The organism is Marinicella marina (genome assembly GCF_030065545.1).
Lineage (GTDB): Bacteria > Pseudomonadota > Gammaproteobacteria > Xanthomonadales > Marinicellaceae > Marinicella > Marinicella marina.
In genome coordinates this window covers 452,183-471,290 of the sequence record NZ_JASJNC010000002.1, presented here as the reverse complement: position 1 = coordinate 471,290, position 19,108 = coordinate 452,183, and the positions used below count along the sequence as shown (strand labels likewise).

16 protein-coding genes are annotated in these 19,108 nt (G+C 45.2%); 13 read left to right on the top strand and 3 right to left on the bottom strand.

Annotation, left to right across the window (positions count from 1 at the left end):
- Positions 1–83: 83 nt before the first annotated feature.
- The gene (locus tag QNI24_RS04765) at positions 84–2,555 is read left to right on the top strand and encodes an acyl-CoA dehydrogenase (protein WP_267175142.1); all 2,472 of its coding nucleotides are present in this window, start codon (positions 84–86) and stop codon (positions 2,553–2,555) included.
- Here the strand turns inward: QNI24_RS04765 and QNI24_RS04760 are convergent.
- The 3 genes from QNI24_RS04760 to QNI24_RS04750 all read right to left on the bottom strand — a co-directional run bounded on the left by QNI24_RS04760 (position 2,552) and on the right by QNI24_RS04750 (position 6,668).
- Positions 2,552–5,017, bottom strand: coding sequence for a [protein-PII] uridylyltransferase family protein (locus QNI24_RS04760; RefSeq protein WP_267175141.1), 2,466 nt, complete (start codon positions 5,015–5,017; stop codon positions 2,552–2,554). The genes QNI24_RS04765 and QNI24_RS04760 overlap by 4 nt on opposite strands.
- A 22-nt stretch (positions 5,018–5,039) precedes the next feature.
- Complete coding sequence (locus QNI24_RS04755) at positions 5,040–6,134, bottom strand: TRAP transporter substrate-binding protein (RefSeq protein ID WP_267175140.1); 1,095 nt, start codon at positions 6,132–6,134, stop codon at positions 5,040–5,042.
- A gap of 72 nt (positions 6,135–6,206) precedes the next feature.
- Positions 6,207–6,668 (bottom strand): DUF4124 domain-containing protein, encoded by a 462-nt coding sequence (locus tag QNI24_RS04750; RefSeq protein ID WP_267175139.1) that lies wholly within the window; start codon positions 6,666–6,668, stop codon positions 6,207–6,209.
- Between the two features lie 108 nt (positions 6,669–6,776).
- Between QNI24_RS04750 and pssA the strand changes: the two genes are divergently transcribed.
- The 12 genes from pssA to QNI24_RS04690 all read left to right on the top strand — a co-directional run bounded on the left by pssA (position 6,777) and on the right by QNI24_RS04690 (position 19,107).
- Complete coding sequence (gene pssA, locus QNI24_RS04745; RefSeq protein ID WP_267175138.1) at positions 6,777–7,580, top strand: CDP-diacylglycerol--serine O-phosphatidyltransferase; 804 nt, start codon at positions 6,777–6,779, stop codon at positions 7,578–7,580.
- Entirely contained in the window at positions 7,570–9,270 is a 1,701-nt protein-coding gene (locus QNI24_RS04740) for an ATP-binding SpoIIE family protein phosphatase (protein ID WP_267175137.1), read from the top strand. Before pssA ends, QNI24_RS04740 begins: the two co-directional genes overlap by 11 nt.
- Before the next feature lie 97 nt (positions 9,271–9,367).
- Positions 9,368–11,302 (top strand): alpha/beta hydrolase family protein, encoded by a 1,935-nt coding sequence (locus QNI24_RS04735; protein ID WP_267175136.1) that lies wholly within the window; start codon positions 9,368–9,370, stop codon positions 11,300–11,302.
- A gap of 18 nt (positions 11,303–11,320) precedes the next feature.
- The gene (locus QNI24_RS04730; protein ID WP_267175135.1) at positions 11,321–11,557 is read left to right on the top strand and encodes a hypothetical protein; all 237 of its coding nucleotides are present in this window, start codon (positions 11,321–11,323) and stop codon (positions 11,555–11,557) included.
- A 93-nt stretch (positions 11,558–11,650) separates the two neighbouring features.
- Positions 11,651–13,699, top strand: a complete 2,049-nt coding sequence (gene metG / locus QNI24_RS04725) for a methionine--tRNA ligase (RefSeq protein WP_267175134.1) — start codon at positions 11,651–11,653, stop codon at positions 13,697–13,699.
- 10 nt (positions 13,700–13,709) lie between these two features.
- The gene (gene rsxA, locus QNI24_RS04720; RefSeq protein ID WP_267175133.1) at positions 13,710–14,288 is read left to right on the top strand and encodes an electron transport complex subunit RsxA; all 579 of its coding nucleotides are present in this window, start codon (positions 13,710–13,712) and stop codon (positions 14,286–14,288) included.
- Positions 14,285–14,884 (top strand): electron transport complex subunit RsxB, encoded by a 600-nt coding sequence (rsxB, locus tag QNI24_RS04715; protein ID WP_410174819.1) that lies wholly within the window; start codon positions 14,285–14,287, stop codon positions 14,882–14,884. The genes rsxA and rsxB overlap by 4 nt, the downstream gene beginning before the upstream one ends.
- On the top strand, positions 14,881–16,437 hold the full coding sequence (gene rsxC / locus QNI24_RS04710; protein WP_267175132.1) for an electron transport complex subunit RsxC: 1,557 nt from the start codon (positions 14,881–14,883) through the stop codon (positions 16,435–16,437). Before rsxB ends, rsxC begins: the two co-directional genes overlap by 4 nt.
- Positions 16,437–17,513, top strand: coding sequence for an RnfABCDGE type electron transport complex subunit D (locus QNI24_RS04705; protein WP_267175131.1), 1,077 nt, complete (start codon positions 16,437–16,439; stop codon positions 17,511–17,513). Before rsxC ends, QNI24_RS04705 begins: the two co-directional genes overlap by 1 nt.
- Entirely contained in the window at positions 17,506–18,165 is a 660-nt protein-coding gene (rsxG, locus tag QNI24_RS04700; protein ID WP_267175130.1) for an electron transport complex subunit RsxG, read from the top strand. The genes QNI24_RS04705 and rsxG overlap by 8 nt, the downstream gene beginning before the upstream one ends.
- Complete coding sequence (locus QNI24_RS04695; protein WP_267175129.1) at positions 18,162–18,818, top strand: electron transport complex subunit E; 657 nt, start codon at positions 18,162–18,164, stop codon at positions 18,816–18,818. Before rsxG ends, QNI24_RS04695 begins: the two co-directional genes overlap by 4 nt.
- A complete protein-coding gene (locus QNI24_RS04690) occupies positions 18,811–19,107 on the top strand; it encodes a GIY-YIG nuclease family protein (RefSeq protein WP_267175128.1) in 297 nt (98 codons plus the stop codon). The genes QNI24_RS04695 and QNI24_RS04690 overlap by 8 nt, the downstream gene beginning before the upstream one ends.
- Position 19,108: the final 1 nt, after the last annotated feature.

The following is a 19,108-nucleotide window of genomic DNA, read 5'->3' as shown; positions in this document are numbered from 1 at the left end:
ATTTTCCATACGCTTGCGTATTGACAAACGCACAAACTAACACCATACTATACCGTATGTTACTAAAAACTTAGGAAACAACCATGACTTTTTTGACTTTAATTGGGCTTTTATTAGCCGCCACACTAGTCGCTGGGTATTTTCGCATGAGCGTAACCAGCTGGACTGTTTTAACCGCGATTACATTGGTTGCTGGCATTTGGTATTTTGATGCAGGCTTTATTACCACTGTTTTGGCCGCTTTGGTATTTGCTGTACCGGCGCTGTTCTTGAACTTAAAGGGCGTCAGACAACAGTATTTCACCAAAGGCTTTTTGAAATTCTATCGCAAAGCTCTACCAGAACTTTCTGAAACCGAGAAAGTGGCGCTGGAAGCGGGCACAGTCTATTGGGATGCCGAGTTATTTACCGGTAAACCAGACTTTAAGAAATTACACGACATCGACAAACCTGAACTGAGCAGTGACGAGAAAGAGTTCTTGGCAGGGCCAGTTGCTGAACTGTGTCGCATGTTGAACGAACATGAATTCAATCATGACAAAGGTGACATGCCTAAAGAGGTATGGGACTTCATGATGAAAAACAAATTCTTCGCCATGATTATCCCCAAAAGGTATGGCGGCTTGGAATTCACTGCTTTGGGTCATTCGGCAGTGCTGCAGAAAGTTTCTTCCAGAAGTGCTGTTGCAGCTGCAACCATTGCTGTACCAAACTCTTTAGGCCCTGCTGAATTACTGCTGGAATACGGTACCGAAGAACAAAAAGACCATTACTTGCCAAGATTATCCCAAGGCAAGGAAATACCTTGTTTTGGTTTGACTGGTCCATCAGCGGGTTCAGATGCTACCTCAATTCCTGATACCGGTGTTATCTGTAAAAAGAAAATTGATGGCAAAGAAGTTTTGGGGATCAACCTCAACTTTGACAAACGTTATATCACCCTGGCACCCGTTGCCACGGTGGTTGGTTTGGCTTTCCAAATGATGGACCCAGACGGTTTATTGGGCGATAAAAAACAATTAGGTATTACGCTGGCCTTGATTCCCAGGGACACCAAAGGCATTGACATTGGCAGAAGACATTTACCTTTAGATGTGATGTTCATGAACGGTCCAATCAGAGGCAAAGACGTTTTCATTCCAATGGATTACGTCATTGGTGGTCAAGAAATGATTGGACACGGCTGGCGCATGTTGGTTGAATGTTTATCTGTTGGTCGAGCCATTTCATTGCCATCATGTTCAACTGGTGGCGCCAAAATGAATGCTTTTGCAACGGGTGCTTATGCCAGAATCCGCAAACAATTTAACCTGCCCATCGGACGTTTCGAGGGTATCGAAGAAGCTTTGTGTCGCATCGCGGGTAAAACCTATACTTCTGCTGCTACCGCAACGATGACTGCATTGGCAGTTGATCGCGGTGAAAAACCAGCAGTTCCCTCTGCCATTGCTAAAATGCACGTAACTGACATGGCCAGAGACATGATTTCTGATGCCATGGATATCCATGGTGGTAAAGGCATTATCATGGGCCCCAAAAACTATTTAGGCCGGGCTTGGATGGGCGCACCCATTTGGATCACTGTTGAAGGTGCCAACATCTTAACCAGAAGCATGATCATCTTTGGCCAAGGTGCCATCAGGTGTCATCCATACGTCCTCAAAGAAATGGAAGCGGCGCACTTACCAGACATGAGTGAATCACTGAAAAAGTTTGATAAGTACTTGTTTCAACATATGGGTTACACCTTCCAAAATGGTGTGCGTTCTTTCTTCCAAGGCTTAGGTACTTGGCGTTTCGACCGCAGTCCTGGTGATAAATTCACTAAGAAATTTTATTCAAAAATCACTCGTTACAGTGCGGCTTTCGGCTTCGCTGCTGACATATCGATGTTAACCCTCGGTGGTTCATTGAAAAAACGTGAGAAAACATCGGCCCGTTTGGGTGACGTATTGAGTCATTTATACATGGCCTCTGCGGTACTGAAGAGATACCGCGACCAAGGCAACCAAAGTGCTGACCAACCCATTGTGGCTTGGGCCATGCACCATCATTTTTATGAAATTGAGCAAGCCTTAAAAATGTTGTCCTACAACTTCCCCAGCAAAGGTGTTGGCATCTTCCTGCGTCGCGTTATTTTCCCACTGGGTACACACGAATTACCACCAGGGGATCGTTTGGGCCACAAAGCAGCCAGCCTGCTGTTGTCGCCGAATGAAACACGCCAGCGTTTAACAGATGGCATTGACAAAGAAGAGTCTGAATATCACTACGTGGCCAAAATGAATCACGTGTTGGCCAAAGTGATTGATACTGAACCTTTGGAAAGAAGAATTTTGAAAGCCATTAAGAGCGGCGAAATCAATGAAATCGATCCGAGCAAACAGTTGGCTCAAGCTTTGGAGAATGACATCATTAACAAAAGCGAGTTCAACTCTCTGACCAAAGTCAGGGCAGAAGTGGCTGAAATTGTGGCAGTGGATGATTATCCATTCGACGCATTTGATCGCACCAAAGCTCAAACAGATGACAGCGAGCAAAGCAAAGTAGCTTAATTTTTAACTGCTGTAAAAGCCCCATTGGTATCACCAATGGGGCTTTTTTTTGTGCTCCTATCATCCAATTCATCGGCTTTCAACAATTTCAACTCTGAAAGTTTTTGTTGTAAGTGATGGATTTGATGCAGTTGTAATAATTCAGGGTGGTTCACCGCTTGTTTTAATACGGTGGCCAACAACGAAAACTCCAGTTGGTGGTTTTTTGCTTGTGGCTTGGCCGCAAGTTTCAACGCCATGTCTTGCATGGCTTGATCAACAAGCAATGCATCTCTGGGCTGAGCGATGACAGACGCTCGCAAAGCTTGGTGCCATTTTTTTTGCGCAGAATTTCCCACCAGCACTTTAGATTTTATCATCGCCGCATGCTCCCAAACCCAGGCACGATGGTGTTGGTAGTTTGCAAATTCTTTGGTGGTGGTGATTAAAGTACCAGCGCTGCCATTGGGCCTGAGTTGCATGTCCAAATCGTATAACTTACCGTTATACATTTGACTGCTTAAATGGCTCATGATTCGCTTGACCCAGCGTTGAGAAAATTGGCGCATGGAATGATCCATTGATAAGCCATCAAAGACAAAAACCAAATCTAAATCCGAATGAATCGACATTTCACCCGTGGCTGCTGAACCATAAGCAATGACAATCAAATCATCCACTTTAATTGCTGCTTCAGGATATTTCTCACCGACTTCCATGTGACTGTAGACAACGACTTGCTGCAGTAAATACTGCGCCAAAACAGTTAACAGTTCACAGGCCCTTGCATCACTCAGGTCACCTTTGACCCAGGCCATCATGAGGTTGAACTGATGTACATTTTTGAATTGTCTGATTGACTCCATCCAGCTTTCGACATCAACCACAGCATGTTGTTGAGCTTTCCATCGTTGATCTAAAATCTGTTGGTCGAAATCAACAAAAGACTCATATTCAAATAACTGCTCCAACAGCACTGGATGTTGCTGTAGGCTACTGGCGAAATAAGCATCTTCACCAAGCAACCCTAACAACGCAGTCAACAAATTACGTTCTTTTAGCAACATCATCATATAAGCAGGGCGATTGATGATGTTTTTAAGTAAATCGGAAAAGCGACTTAAGACGACTTCATCTTGGGTTTTTTTAATGACCAATTCAAACAATTGAGTGACCTGCTCTAACCTGGGTTGGGGCATGCGTGAAGTGGGCAAACGACCTAATAAATGATGAATCACTGAACGTTGCTTGGCATCAAGTTTTTCGCCCTCTTTATGGGTACTGAAAAGCTCATCAAAGACACGTGAGACTTGCCGCCGTTGAGTTTTGATTCCAGCCGCTGCTGATTGCCAGTCATTAAAACCCAAAGCAGCTGCAATCACTCTCTGCACTAGTGGGTCAGTTGGGTATTCATGATTGGCTTGGTCATCAACGGCTTGAACCAAGTTTTCAATTTTCCGCAACATCAGCCAATTATTTTCTAAAGTTTTGGCATCATTGTTATTTAGTTTTTGCAAGGCGGCAAGATTATGAATTTGGGGGTGAATCGATGTACCTTGCAATTGTTGCATGCGCCCGCCAAAAACCAATTGCAAACTTTGGATGATGAACTCCACAACACGAATGCCACCCAAGCCCATTTTGATGTTATCTGCATCTTCAGTCGAATGCGCAGCAATCTCATTTTTGATGCTGTGCAAGGCATCCAGCACTTGATAGTCGAGGTGTCGGCGATAAATAAACGGCTGAATGATTTTCCTAACTGGCAGCTCACTCTGGCCACAAATCATTCTGGCACGCATCCACGCGAAGCGTTCCCAATCACGACCCTCGTGTAAAATATAATGCTGTAAGGCCTTGACTGAACAAGCCAAAGGACTGGCTGAGCCAAACGGACGCAAACGCATGTCAACTCGATAAACCTGGCCATCCTGGCTGAAAAAATCCAACAGTTTGATGATTTTTTGTCCCATACGAATAAAGTAGTCTGCCGCAGCCAATGATCGTTTGCCGTCAGACTGAATACCGCCCTCATACAGAAAAACCAAATCTACGTCAGAGGAATAATTCAGTTCATAAGTGCCTAACTTACCCAAAGCAAATACCATTAACTCAACCGCCTGGCCATCCTCATCGAGGACCACGCCATGTTTTTGTTGCATTGCTTCAGCAGCGACCTGATGGGCTACTTGAATCAAGTGATCTGCCAAGGCCGACACCATATGCATGGTTTTTACATGCTGCTCTAATGGCAAAGCAATGTCCTGATAGGCCAAATAAGCCAAACGCGAATGTCGATAAAGTCGGAGTAAGTGAAACCAATCAAAACTGGCATGATGCTGCTGTGATTGTTGTATGAATTGCTGCCAATCGCTGGCTATATCAAACTGCACCAAACCATTGAACTTTGCTTGTAGGGTAGAAATATCCCGCCAGTGTTTATTTATGAACGGAAAAGCCTGAAGCCAATCTGGTTTATTCACTGATCAAGCCTGCATGTAACCACTATCTGACTTTTAAATAAGCCAAATCGGAAATTTCAAGCCAGTTCCGGGTCTGCTCAGCAAACGACTTATAAGAGTTATAAATTTCTCCAGCTAAGTCATTTTGTTGACTCAATTCAATCAACACATCACTGGCATGAGACTTAAATTCAGCCAACACTTCAGTTGGGAATTGTTTGATCTCAACTTGATGCTGCTGTACCAAAGTCTCTAGTGCGCGTTGGTTATTGGCGGTGAACTCGGCCAGCATGTTTTGGTTGGCGGCCATGGCAGCCAACTCCACGATGGCTTGTAAATCCTTGGGCAAAGCATCAAAAGCCTCTTGGTTAATCATGGCTTCTAAGCATGCGGTTGGTTCGTGCCAACCCGGGTAATAATAAAACTGTGCTGCCTGGTATAAACCAAAAGCCAAATCATTATAGGGACCCACCCATTCGGTGGCATCAATCGTGCCGGTTTGCAGGGCAGTAAACAACTCAGCCCCGGGTAAAGCCTGTGGTGTGCCTCCGGCTCTGGCTAAAATTTCTCCACCCATACCAGGAATTCTCATCACCAATCCTTTGATGTCCTCCTTGGATTTAATTTCTTTGTTAAACCAACCACCCATTTGCACCCCTGATTGACCTGCTGGCAAAGGCTTCAAGCCAAAAGGTGCGTAGGCTTTTTGCCACAATTCCAATCCACCACCGTGATACAACCACGCATTCATTTCATTGGCATTCATACCAAAGGGAACCGCCCCAAAAAACTGCGCTTCAGGCACTTTGCCTTTCCAATAATAAGCGGCACTGTGACCAATTTGTGCCGTGCCTGCTGACACCGCATCAAAAACTTCAAAGGCAGGCACCAATTCACCGCTGCCAAACACTTTAACCGTCAAGCGGCCACCAGACATGGCATTGATGGCATCAGCCAAAAACTGCGCACCGGTACCTAAACCGGGAAAGTTTTTCGGCCAAGCTGTGACCATTTTCCAGGTGATTTTTGTAGCTGACTGCTGATTATCAGAGGCCGTGGTGGGGTTTTGTTTACAAGCGGCCAAGCCAGCTGCTGTGGTCGCCAATGCGGCGGTTTTAAGTATTTTTCTGCGATTCATTTGTTTGCCTTAATCAACAGCCACATATCAGCCCTCTTTCCAAGCTGAGATGATGTGCTTGTCGTGGTGAGGTTAATTACAGTACTGATCTATGCCTCTTTGGGCTGTTGCCAATGCTTTGACCCGCTCATCATCAGTCATTCGAACTGTTTCACCATTCTCATTGGTTTTAACAACCCTGATGGTGCGGTTCAATGCAGCATAGTTATTTTTGGCCAATTCACATTGTTTCTGGCGATTGACACGGTCAGCTGCAGCCAGCTGCTCTCTGGCTGCCGCCTCTGCCGCATCCTCAGCATCGTCCGTTGTTGCCTCATCAGTGGCAGTCTCAGCACCTTCTTCAGTATCTGCCTGCTCACTCGCAGCAGTTACCTTGGGGGCTTTTCTGAGTTTGATAGTTTCAACTTTTTGATTCACTGGTTTTTGTGATGAATAATGGATTTGACCATTTTCATCCACCCATTTGTATACTTTTGTGGCCATTGACTGACCAACAAACATCACCAACAACATCGTGATTAAAATGCGTGACATATGATTTCTCCGGGGTTTTTAGTCATCATAGAAATTATAGCAGTAAATTTCAAGCGTGTTTAACAGCAAATCTTGTACAATAAACATCAACAAAATATAACTGAAGTCATGAGTAAAACGACACCACCACAAAGAAAGGGCATCTATTTGCTGCCCAACCTGTTCACCACCGGTGCATTGTTTGCCGGGTACTACTCAATCATAGCAGGCATTCAAGGCAAGTATGAAATGGCCAGTGTTTGTATTTTTATTGCGGCATTACTGGACGCTTTGGATGGCCGAGTAGCACGCTTGACCAATACCCAGTCTGAATTTGGCGAGCAGTATGACTCCCTATCTGATCTGGTATCATTTGGCGTAGCGCCCTCTTTATTGATGTTCAATTGGTCGCTTTATTACCTCAGCGAGGTCAACCCAGTGCTTGGCAAGCTGGGTTGGCTGGCAGCGTTCATTTATGCCGTCAGTGGCGCTTTGCGCTTGGCTCGTTTTAACACCCAAATCGGGGTCGCTGACAAAGCCTATTTCCAAGGTTTACCTTCACCAGCTGCTGCTGCTGTGCTCAGCGCTTTTGTTTGGGTTTGCGTTGAACTTGAGTTAAGTGGTGTTGATTTGAAATACATTGCGCTGCCCATGACCATCATCACTGGCTTATTGATGGTTTCCAGATTCCGCTATTATTCATTCAAGACAATTCCTTTCAAAGAGAATGTTTCCTTTGTATGGATTCTTATACTGGTGCTGATATTTGTCCTGCTTACCATCAAAACCGCATGGGTATTATTCGTGGTTTTCAGTGGTTATGCCCTTTCAGGTATTGTATTCACTGTGATGAGTATCAAACGCAAACGGGCTGGTAAAAAAACCAAAGATTCCAAGCCACCCAAACCAACTGCTGATAACGATGAAAGTTGATAACAACTTATTCACTGGTAACCAGTCCGACCCCACCCAACAATCTGCTGGCACGCTAGAGCAGTTGACTTTATTGGCTGATTTAAGCCAAGATTTTGTTAAGTCAATGGACATCGATGACATCTTGATGCGGGCAGTGAAAAGAATCAAAAGTTATATGGACGCTGAAGCGGCCAGTATTTTTTTGGTGGATCGCGAACAAGTTAATTTGGTGTGCCGAGCCAGCGCGGGCCCAGTTGATGTGACTGACATGGCCATCAAGACCGACACCGGCATCATTGGCAGGACTTTCACCACCGGCGAAAGCCAAATGATCATTGATGCAAAAAAAGACGCTGATTTTATCTGTCACGTGGATACCTTAACCGGCTTTCAAACCAAATCTGTGTTATGTACACCTTTGATTATCCAAAGCCAGACCATTGGGGTGTTACAAGTATTGAATAAGTTAGATGAAGAATTGTTCCAAAAGCGAGACAGTGATATTTTACGGCTTTTGGCCACACCGATTTCCTTGGCTGTGCAGAATGCCCGTTTTACCTTGAATTTTGTTGAACAAAAACGCATAAAAAAAGAGCTGACATTAGCCAGAAAACTACAGCGTTCGCTGTTACCGGGACGTTTAAGGCCACCCTTTCCTGTGGTGGGAACCAACATTTCAGCCAATGAAGTCTCGGGAGACTTCTATGATTATTTTGAGCTCAATGACGGCACCGTAGGATTCATCATTGGTGACGTATCAGGTAAAGGTTTGGATGCATCGATGTTAATGGTCAGAGCCAGCAGCCTTCTGCGCTGGATTGGTAAAGACCAATTGCCACCCGGCCAGTGGCTGGCCAAAGCCAACAAAGAATTGTGTGAAAAAGCCTCCAGAGGTTTGTTTGTATGTGCTGCTGTAGGCTACTACAACCCAAAGACAGATGTAGCGACTTGGTCAAATGCCGGACTACCACCGGTGATTTACAAATGCCCTCAATGCAACATCAAAACCTGGAATGCCGATGCCCCTCCTTTGGGCATAAAAGCCAGTGATTTGTCCTTTGAACAACAATCAATGAAACTCAATCAGGGCGGGCTGTATCTGCTGACAGACGGCCTGACCGATGCCCGCAACCAAGACAACCAACGGCGCGAATTGGACGGCATCATAGAGGACATTAAAAACACCGAATCTGAATCACCCGAGGTGCGTATTGGCAAGCTCATCACCTCAGCCAGGCGCCATACTTTGAATGATGATGCCACGGTGCTATTGATTGAAAAGCGCGATCATTTACAAGAAAAAGTATTGTTGGCACAACAGTTCAAAGCCAGCCCATGCCAACTCAAAGAAGTCAGGCACCAAATCCACCAAGTGGCTGCATCCGTGGGTTTCAATGAATCATGCTGCCAACAAATCATCTTAAGCATGGACGAGGCCATAACCAACATCATCAGACACGCCTACAAAGGCATGGCTGATGGGGAAATAGAACTGGAAATCAAACAACAAAACAAAACCTTGGTGTTTTATTTGCGTGATTTTGCCCCCGAAGTTTATGACAGCACCATTAAACCGCGCGACCTCTCCAACCCCCTGCCCGGCCAAATGGGCATCAACTTCATCGACAGCGTGATGGACTCCTGGGAATTTGCCACCCCCAAAGACGGTTACGGCAACCTGCTGATTATGAAGAAAGAGATTGATTGAATAAAGATTGTTATCTAAAATAATTCATAATAACAATATATCAAATCTAATTTTACCCCAACCTATTTACAATAACACTTGAATTACAGGAAACCAAATGAGACTTATAGTATTAATGTTGCTGTTTTCAGCATTTACAGCCCAAGGAAGAGTTATTCCTTTAGAAGACTTTGCACAAAAATCACAATTTAAAAACGTCCAGATTTCACCTGATGGCAAACACATCGCATACACCTATGAGGAAGGCGATCGTGTCAAATTAGGCACCATGAACTTAAAAAACAAGAAGGGAATTTTTTCTTTCGATGTTGGCAAGGACAGAGAAATCGTCCAATTCAACTGGATAACAAATGAAAGGTTATATTTTGTTGGTGGCAACATAACCGGTTGGTTGGATGGTGCAGCCAAGGACTATCGAGCCTATTTTGCCAACTATGATGGCAAAAAAAGAGAAGGCATTCCACTGCAATACTCAGGCATAGTCTCTACGTTAGAAAACGATGAAGACCACGTTCTGATTCTCAAACGACAAAGAGACGGGGTTAAGGTGCATAAAATGAATATTTTCACCCTCAAAACCAATTACTTGGCAGATGAGCCCAGCACAATAGGAGGAATGAATTCATCTGTTGTTGATATAGTGGTTGATAATAATGATGAGCCACGTATCGCAATTGAGTTTGACCCAGTTGACAGGGACGACTTTGATGATGACCAGATTTATTTTCACACCAAACAACCTGGTGGGGAGTGGGCGCAAGTTGAATTTGATAACAAAAGAGACGAAAGACCCATTGTTCAAGACTTAGGATTCAATAAGGATAACACCAAGTTTTACTTCATTTCCAATTTCGACTTATCTGACATGGGAGCTCACGGTTTCTTCTCATATGACTTCAAGTCAGGAAATATTGAATTGATTTATCGCCATGAAGACGCAGATATTTTAGGCGGTATATACAGCGCTGATGAAGAGTTGATAGGAGTCAGATACGAAGCAGGTTATCCAGATTTTTTCTATTTGAAAGATGAGTCCCTGGCTGATGAAGTTCAATTCCATAAATCATTAAGAGCCAGTTTCCCGAATTCAGATTTATCGGTGGGTGCATACACCAACGACAAGTCCACTACCACAATACGTGTGCGCAGCGACCAAAACCCCGGTGATTTTTACGTTTTTAATCGTAAAAATTCAAAAGTCAGTTACCTGGCCAGTTCTATGCCACACATAAAACCCAATGAAATGGCCAAAATCGAACCTTTCATTATGAAAGCCCGTGATGGCCTTAAAATGTATGGTCAATTAACTCTACCTCCAGGCAAAGAGTTAAAGAATCTTCCGATGGTGGTATACCCTCATGGTGGCCCTTATGGACCCCGAGATTATTGGGCTTGGCGGGAACGCCCTCAACTTTTTGCTAATCGAGGTTACCTTGTTTTACAATTGAATTTTAGAGGCTCTGGAGGCTACGGCAGTGGTTTTCAGGAAGCTGGCTTTCACGAATGGGGCGCAAAGATGCAAGACGATATTACTGATGCCACATTATGGGCCATTGAACAGGGTTATGCTGATAAGGACAGGATTTGTATTCATGGTGTAAGTTATGGTGGCTATGCATCCATGCAAGCAGTGGTTAAAGAGCCTGACTTGTATGCCTGTTCGATACCTGACGCCGGCCCATACGACTTGGACTATCAGTTGCGCAAAGCTGACTCTTTCAAACAAAATAAAAAAGCACGACTGTGGTTTTTCGAGAGGATGTTGGGTCCAGATTATGAAAAACTTAATGCCGAAAGATCTCCTGCATACAATTTAGATAAGCTCAAGGCGCCTTTGCTTATAGTACACGGTGAAGAAGACGTAAGAGTGCCAATTGGAAATGCTTATTTACTAGAAGAGAAACTGAAAGAAAAAGGCATAAAATATGAAACCATGTACAAAGAAGACGGGCATGGCTTTCAAAAAGTACCTTACCGCATTGAACTGTATGAAAAAATGCTGGCCTTCTTGGATAAACACATCGGCGAATAAAGTTTTCATTTCAACCCTATGGAAATCATATTAGCCATCGCCGGTGGCATGGCTGTTTTAAAGTTTTCGAGTCGGTTCTTTTTCGCCGACTCGAATGATTTCCTCGACAGCATCAAATACTGGTTCAGACCGGCCAAATCACGCTTTATGTTTGAACAATGGGACGGCGAATTCTGGCGTGAGATGCGCTTTTTCTTTTGGCTCATACTGGGAATACTCTCAGGCTATGGTGTCCATCGATTTTTAGTCAGTTAAAACCCCAATTTAAGCCCCTCTGGTGGCGACAAACATAGACCTTTGGCAGGTCTCATGAGATAATATGGCGCTTTAAATTAATTGCGTCAGCACATGCAAATAACTGCTTCTTCAAAACGAAACATCTTGATTACATCTGCCCTTCCCTATGCCAGTGGTTCACTGCATTTAGGCCATTTTGTTGAACACAGTCAGTCGGACATTTGGGCTCGCTTGTTACGCGCCCGAGGTCATGAAGTGAAGTTTTTATGTGCCGATGATGCGCACGGTACTCCCATCATGCTCAATGCCGAAAAACAAGGCATGACGCCGGAGGCCATGGTCGATGCCATTCGCGAAGAACACTGGCGCGATTTACAAGCCTTTGGGATTTCCTACGACCATTACCATTCCACCCATTCGCCTGAGAATCAAGCCTTAGTCTCAGAGATTTACCTGAAACTCAAAGCCGCCGGACACATTGAATCAAAAGTGGTTGAGCAGTATTTTGATCCGGAAAAATCGATGTTCCTTCCAGACCGCTTTGTTAAAGGCACCTGCCCCAAATGCGGCACCGAAGATCAATACAGCGATGGCTGTGAATCTTGTGGTTCGACCTATGACTCGACCGAAATCATTAATCCCATATCGGTGGTGAGTGGCGCCACCCCGGTGATGAAAGAGTCCAAACATTTGTTTGTGAATTTGAAAAACTTTGAACCCATGCTGAAAACCTGGGTAGACTCTGGTTCACTACAAGAGGAAGTCAGCAACAAACTGGCAGAGTGGTTTGAAGCCGGCTTACAGTCATGGGACATTTCTCGTGACGCACCTTATTTTGGCTTCCAAATTCCTGAGGAAGAAGGCAAATATTTTTATGTATGGATGGACGCGCCGGTGGGTTATTTAGCCTGTCTGAAATACGTTTGCGAACAGAACGGTGAAGAATTTGCACCTTGGATTGATCCCAATACAGAACATGAAATGTACCATTTCATCGGTAAAGACATCCTCTATTTTCATTCTTTGTTTTGGCCAGCGATGTTACAAGGCGCCAACATGAAGTTACCCAATGCTGTTTATGTGCATGGCTTTTTAACGGTCAACGGCACCAAAATGAGTAAATCCCGTGGCACATTCATCAAAGCATCGACTTACCTTGAACATTTGAACCCTGACTACTTGCGTTATTATTATGCCGCCAAACTGTCAGATGGACTGGTTGATATTGATTTGAACATGGAAGACTTTCGCCAACGGGTCAATTCAGATTTGGTCGGTAAAGTCGTCAATATCGCATCACGTTGTGCCGGGTTCATCAAAAAGAAATTTAACTCAACCTTGTCCACTGAACTACACAATACCGAATTGTATGCAGAGTTTCTCAGCCATTCAGAGGAAATTGCGCAGTTGTTCGAAGCACGTAAATACAACGCTGCCATCCGCCAAATCATGGCCTTGGCTGACAAGGCCAACCAGTACATTGCTGACATGGCACCTTGGGTCGCAATCAAAGACGAAAACAAACAAGAAGAGGTACACCAAGTGTGTTCTACCGGTATCAACTTGTTTCGTGTTTTGATGAGTTGGTTGGCGCCGGTTATACCCTTCACGGCCAGCAAAGCCGAGACATTCTTGAACGTGGAATTGAACGATTGGTATGCCATCAATGAACCGTTGTTGAGTCATAAGATCAATCAATTCAAACCGCTAATCAGTCGCATTGAGGCAGAGACATTGGATAAAATTATTGAACAAAGCAAACAAGACTTAGAAGCCACTACTAGCACAAAAAAGACTGAATCAAATGGTCAGTTAGAGGCAGATCCCATCAGTGAAGAAATTGATTTTGATGCCTTTGCCAAAGTGGATTTAAGGGTGGTTAAAATCATCGATGCCCAACACGTCGAGAAAGCCAACAAATTGTTACAACTGACTCTGGACCTAGGCGGCGTGACAAAGAAAGTCTTTGCCGGTATCAAATCGGCATACAAACCTGAGGACTTGATTGGTAAACACACCGTGATGGTGGCTAATTTAGCCCCAAGGAAAATGCGTTTTGGTGTCTCAGAGGGCATGGTTTTGGCAGCTGGACCTGGTGGTGATGATTTGTATATCTTGGAACCACATGATGGCGCCCAACCGGGCATGCGAGTGAAGTAACGCTTCAGCCATGACCGATATATTCCTCATATTTATCAGCGCTGCCTTTGTCAATAACTTTGTGCTGGTGCGATTTTTAGGACTGTGTCCATTCATGGGTGTATCGACCCAATACCAATCAGCCTTGGGTATGAGCTTTGCTACGGCCTTTGTTTTGACCATGTCCTCTATTGCCAGTTACTTGGTCAATGAGTACTTGTTACAACCGCTGGGATTAGAGTATTTAAAAACTTTGAGCTTCATCCTGGTGATAGCTGTGACGGTACAAATCACTGAAATGATACTGCACAAATCATCGCCTTTGCTGTACCAGGTACTGGGCTTATTCCTGCCGTTGATTACCACCAACTGCGCGGTGTTAGGCGTGGCTTTATTGAATGTTCAAAAGCAAAACTCATTGTTGGAATCAGCCTTTTTTGGTTTTGGTGCAGCCGTTGGGTTTGGCCTGGTGCTGGTGCTGTTTTCGGCCATTCGAGAACGTTTAGAAATGGCCAATGTGCCACCCTCATTCAGGGGCTTACCCATTGCTCTGATGACAGCGGGTTTGATGTCTTTGGCATTCATGGGCTTTTCGGGGATGACCTCATGATGGCCTGGATTGACCATTGGGTTTTGGCCCTGTTAAGTATGGTGTTACTGGCCTTGGCCTTTGGTTTGTTGATTCTGTGGGTCTCGAAAAAGTTCAAAGTCGAAGGCAATCCGATTGTTGAACAAATCAATGCCATCCTGCCGCAGACCCAGTGTGGCCAATGTAATTATCCTGGGTGTAAACCTTATGCTCAAGCCATTGCAGCTGGCGAGGCACCCATCAACCAATGCCCACCGGGCGGCCAGGAAGGCATCAAAAAATTGGCCGAGTTATTGGATGTTGAAGTGCTTGAACTGAATCCAGAGAACGGTGCCGAAGAAGCCGATCAGGTGGTGGAAATCGTTGAGCCTGATTGCATCGGCTGCACCAAATGTATTCAAGTATGTCCCGTCGATGCCATCGTCGGTGCAGCAAAACAAATGCACACTGTCATACTGGATGAATGTACCGGTTGTGATTTATGTATTCCAGCTTGTCCGGTTGACTGTATCATTAAAATTCCAGCGCCATTACCGGCACCCATCAACAGAAAGCCCAAACCATCCTTGATGCACACCGTGCGCGAGGCCCAAGGATTTCCGGAGGCTTTGTCATGAATCAAGACAGGCTGTCACACTTTCACGGGGGTTTGGTGTTGCGACACCACAAAAAAGCCTCATGTGAAAAACCAATGTTACCAGCAGGACTGCCAGAGCAGCTTGTCATCGCCATCAAATCCAGTCGCGGACACACCTCGGAACCGGTGGTTGCCATTGGTGACCATGTATTCAAAGGCCAGGTCATTGCTGAACCTGAAGATTCATTAGGCACCGTTTATCACGCCCCCACATCAGGACTTGTGGTGGCCATCGAGGAACGGCAAACCGCCAGTGCCGAGGCAAAACAAGCGGTGTGTGTGGTCATTGAGCCCGACGGCGAAGACACTTGGTTAACACGCCCAGAAAAACTCAAACTGCCGGCATCTGCCCAAGAAATCATTGCACAAATCAGCGCTGCTGGTATTGTTGGCATGGGCGGTGCAGGCTTTCCGACTCACATCAAATACCACGCCACTCAAACCGATACGGCGCCAACACTGATCATCAATGGTGCAGAATGTGAACCCTATATTTCCTGTGATGAGCGGCTGATGCTGGATGAACCCGAGGCCATCGTCAGAGGCACCGTGTGGTTATTGAAAGCAGCACAGGCCAACCGCGCCATCATTGCCATTGAAGACAACATCGGCGGCGTTAAGAAACAACTGGATGCAGCCATCAAAAAGCTCGAGCTTGTTGCCCAAGGCTTTGACTTGAGCGTGATTAAAGTGCCTACCATTTATCCAACGGGTGGCGAAAAACAGTTAATCAAGGTGCTCACTGGCATTGAGGTTCCCAGCGGTTTAACCCCGCTTTCAGTGGGGCTTATCATGCAGAATGTGGCCACCGCCAAAGCAGTATATGATGCCATTGAACTGCGAAAACCACTGATCAGCAGGGTTATTACAGTCACTGGCGATGCGATTGAGTCACCACGCAATTACGAGGCCTTGATAGGCACGCCTTTTCAACACCTGCTGCAATTGGCTGCCTGTGACTTTCAAGACCTTGATAAATTGATCATTGGTGGGCCGATGATGGGTTATGCCATGCCACATGCTGACATTGGCATTGAAAAAACCACCAACTGTTTGCTGGCCTTACCAGCTGACTGCACCAAACCAGAAATTGATGCGATGCCATGCATACGCTGTGGTGACTGCGTCAAAGTATGTCCGCAGGAACTGCTGCCGCAACAATTGCTGTGGTACATCAATGGCAACGACGAACACAATGATTTAGAGAAAGCCCGTGAACACCATGTTTTCGATTGTATTGAATGCGGCGCCTGTTCATGGGTGTGTCCCAGCCACATCAACTTGGTCGATTTTTACCGCTTTGCCAAATCTGAATTGACTTACTTGGACCACAAAAAAGCCAAAGCACAACAAGCCAAAATTCGCCATGATGAACGTGAGGCCAGATTGGAGCGCATCAAAGCCGAAAGACAAGCCAAACGCCGCCGCAAAACAGCAAAATTAAGCAACAAAAAAGACGCCAAAGCAGAAATGTCAGCGGTGCTTGCCAGAATCAAACAACAAGAACAAGCCAAAGTGGATGATGAGGGTTGATGAGTAGCACAGATGTTAACAGATTAAACACCGCCAGTGCACCACACATTCCAGCACGGATCAGTGTGCAGCGGGTTATGATGTGGGTCTGTTTGACCTTATTACCAGCCACTCTGGCACATGTTTATTATTTTGGTCTCGGAATTTTATTGCAAATGATTCTGGCCATTGGCAGTGCCTACTTGTTCGAATGGTGGTGCTTGAAATGGCGCCAACAGCCCATGCAGCCATTCATCACTGACCTCAGTGCTTTGGTCACAGCCTGGCTTTTTGTGCTGTGTATATCACCAATAGCACCATGGTACGTGGCTGTGGTGGGGATGTTCTTCTCCATTGTTGTTGCCAAACACTTATTTGGTGGCATTGGCCACAATATATTCAATCCTGCGATGGTCGGCTTTTGTGTTATTTTAATTGCTTTCCCCCAGTCTATGTCTTTGTGGCTGCCACCCGTGGGCTTGCTAGAAGCCATGGACTCTATCAAAACTTTGAGTCTTTTGGAAATCATTGACTGGGTATTCACCGGCCGGCCGAATGAACACATTGATGCCGTGACTGCAGCCACACCTTTGGCAGCAGTCCAAACCGGTTTACAACAAGGCTACAGCTTGAGTGAAATGACAGCACTGCCCATTTTTGGTGATTTTGGTGGTATGGGCTGGGAATGGATAGCTAATTGGTTGTTCATAGGTGGCGCCATTTTACTGTACAAACGCATCATTACTTGGCACGTACCCGCAGCCGTTTTGATGACCACCATCGCAGCTTCTACACCGTTTTATTTATTTAATGGCGATGTGTTTTTATCACCACAGCAACACATTTTCTCAGGCGGTATCATGCTGGCGGCTTTTTTCATCGCCACTGACCCCACCTCAGGTTGCTCCTCTTTCAGAGGCAAAATTATTTTTGGTGCAGGCGTTGCCATTCTGACTGTTTTGATTCGAAATTTTGGGGCTTTCCCAGACGGTGTGGCATTTGCTGTATTACTGATGAACATGTCGGTGCCTTTGATTGACCGATTGACCATTCCAAACCCTTACGGCAAGAAAAGCAAGGTGAATGAGCATGTCTGATCAAGCCGAATCTAAGCCCATAAATAAGCCATCAAATAAATGGCTTTTGCCAATCATATTGAGCCTGATGACCTTGTTCACCAGTGGCTTATTGATGCTGAGCAATCACCTCACAGCCGACAAGATAGCAGCGATAAAATTAGCCAACAAATTGGCATCACTGCAACGATTAATACCCAATGAATTGATTGATAATGACTTATTGGCCGATGCACAAATGATCTATGAGCCAATCAAATTGGGTCACCGCCAGGAAGAGACACTTTATTTGGGCAAAACAAATGGCAGGCTGACATTCATGGCCATACCAGTGATAGCTCGCGATGGTTACTCGGGTGACATTGAGCTACTGGTTGGGGTTAAGGTTGGCGGCGATGACGGCGGACAGATAACCACAGTTGAAATCATTGCACACAAAGAAACACCTGGCTTGGGGGATTTGATCGAGCCTGAGAAAAGTGATTGGATTCAACAATTTCCCTCAAAGTCCTTAGGCTCTCCCCCTGAAAATCAATGGAAAGTCAAAAAAGACCAAGGTACTTTTCACCAAATCACTGCCGCCACCATCACGCCCAGGGCGGTAGTTTCCGCCATCAAACAAGCCTTGTTGTATCATCGTCAGTACCTTGATGATGAGGTGAGTGAATCATGAATGAATTTATCCGTACCCGTCTGCTAGACAACAATGCTGCGCTGGTTCAGATGTTGGGTTTGTGTCCATTGTTGGCGGTTTCAAATACCGCCATCAATGCCTTGGGCATGGGTTTAGCCACCATTGTTGTGGTAGTGGTCACCAATCTATTGGTCTCGTTGATTCGGCCCATAACCAAAAAAGAGATCCGCATTCCTTTATTTGTGTTGCTGATTGCCAGTGTGGTCACCACCCTAGAAATGATGATGAACGCCTACTTCCACCAGTTGTACCTCACCTTGGGCATCTTTATCCCTCTGATTGTGACCAACTGCCTGATTATGGCCAGGGCAGAAGCATTTGCGTCAAAAAATGCCTGGTTGATCTCCGTCAAAGATGGCTTTTTTGTCGGTCTCGGCTTTGCCTTGGTGATGTTTGTAATCGGTATCATGCGTGAAGTCATTGGACAAGGCACATTGTTCAGCCAAGCGCATTTATTATTTGGTCAGTGGGGTCATTTCATCGAACTGACTTTGTTTCCCAATTACGATGGTTTTTTATTGGCCATCTTGCCACCTGGTGCCTTTTTTGCTTTGGCCATATTGGTTGCTATTAAAAACAAGCGCGACATGAAAATCAAAGCATCTCATACCACCATCGTGAGTCATGACTGAGAAAAAACAATACCACCTTTACGTGTTATTGTGTGACCATAAAATATTGTACACGGGCATCGCCATTGATCCTGATGTGCGATTACAACAACACCGCCAAGGTGCACCGCTGGGGGCCAAATTCACCCGCCGCTTTGCGGATTTAAAGAAAATCTACCAAGTCGCTGTGGGCGATCGTGCGCAAGCCCAATCAATTGAAATAAAGTTCAAAAAACTCAATCGTAAGACCAAACTCAAATTGATTCAAAAACAAGCAGTTTTAGAAGATTTACTTGTCGCTTTGGGATAAG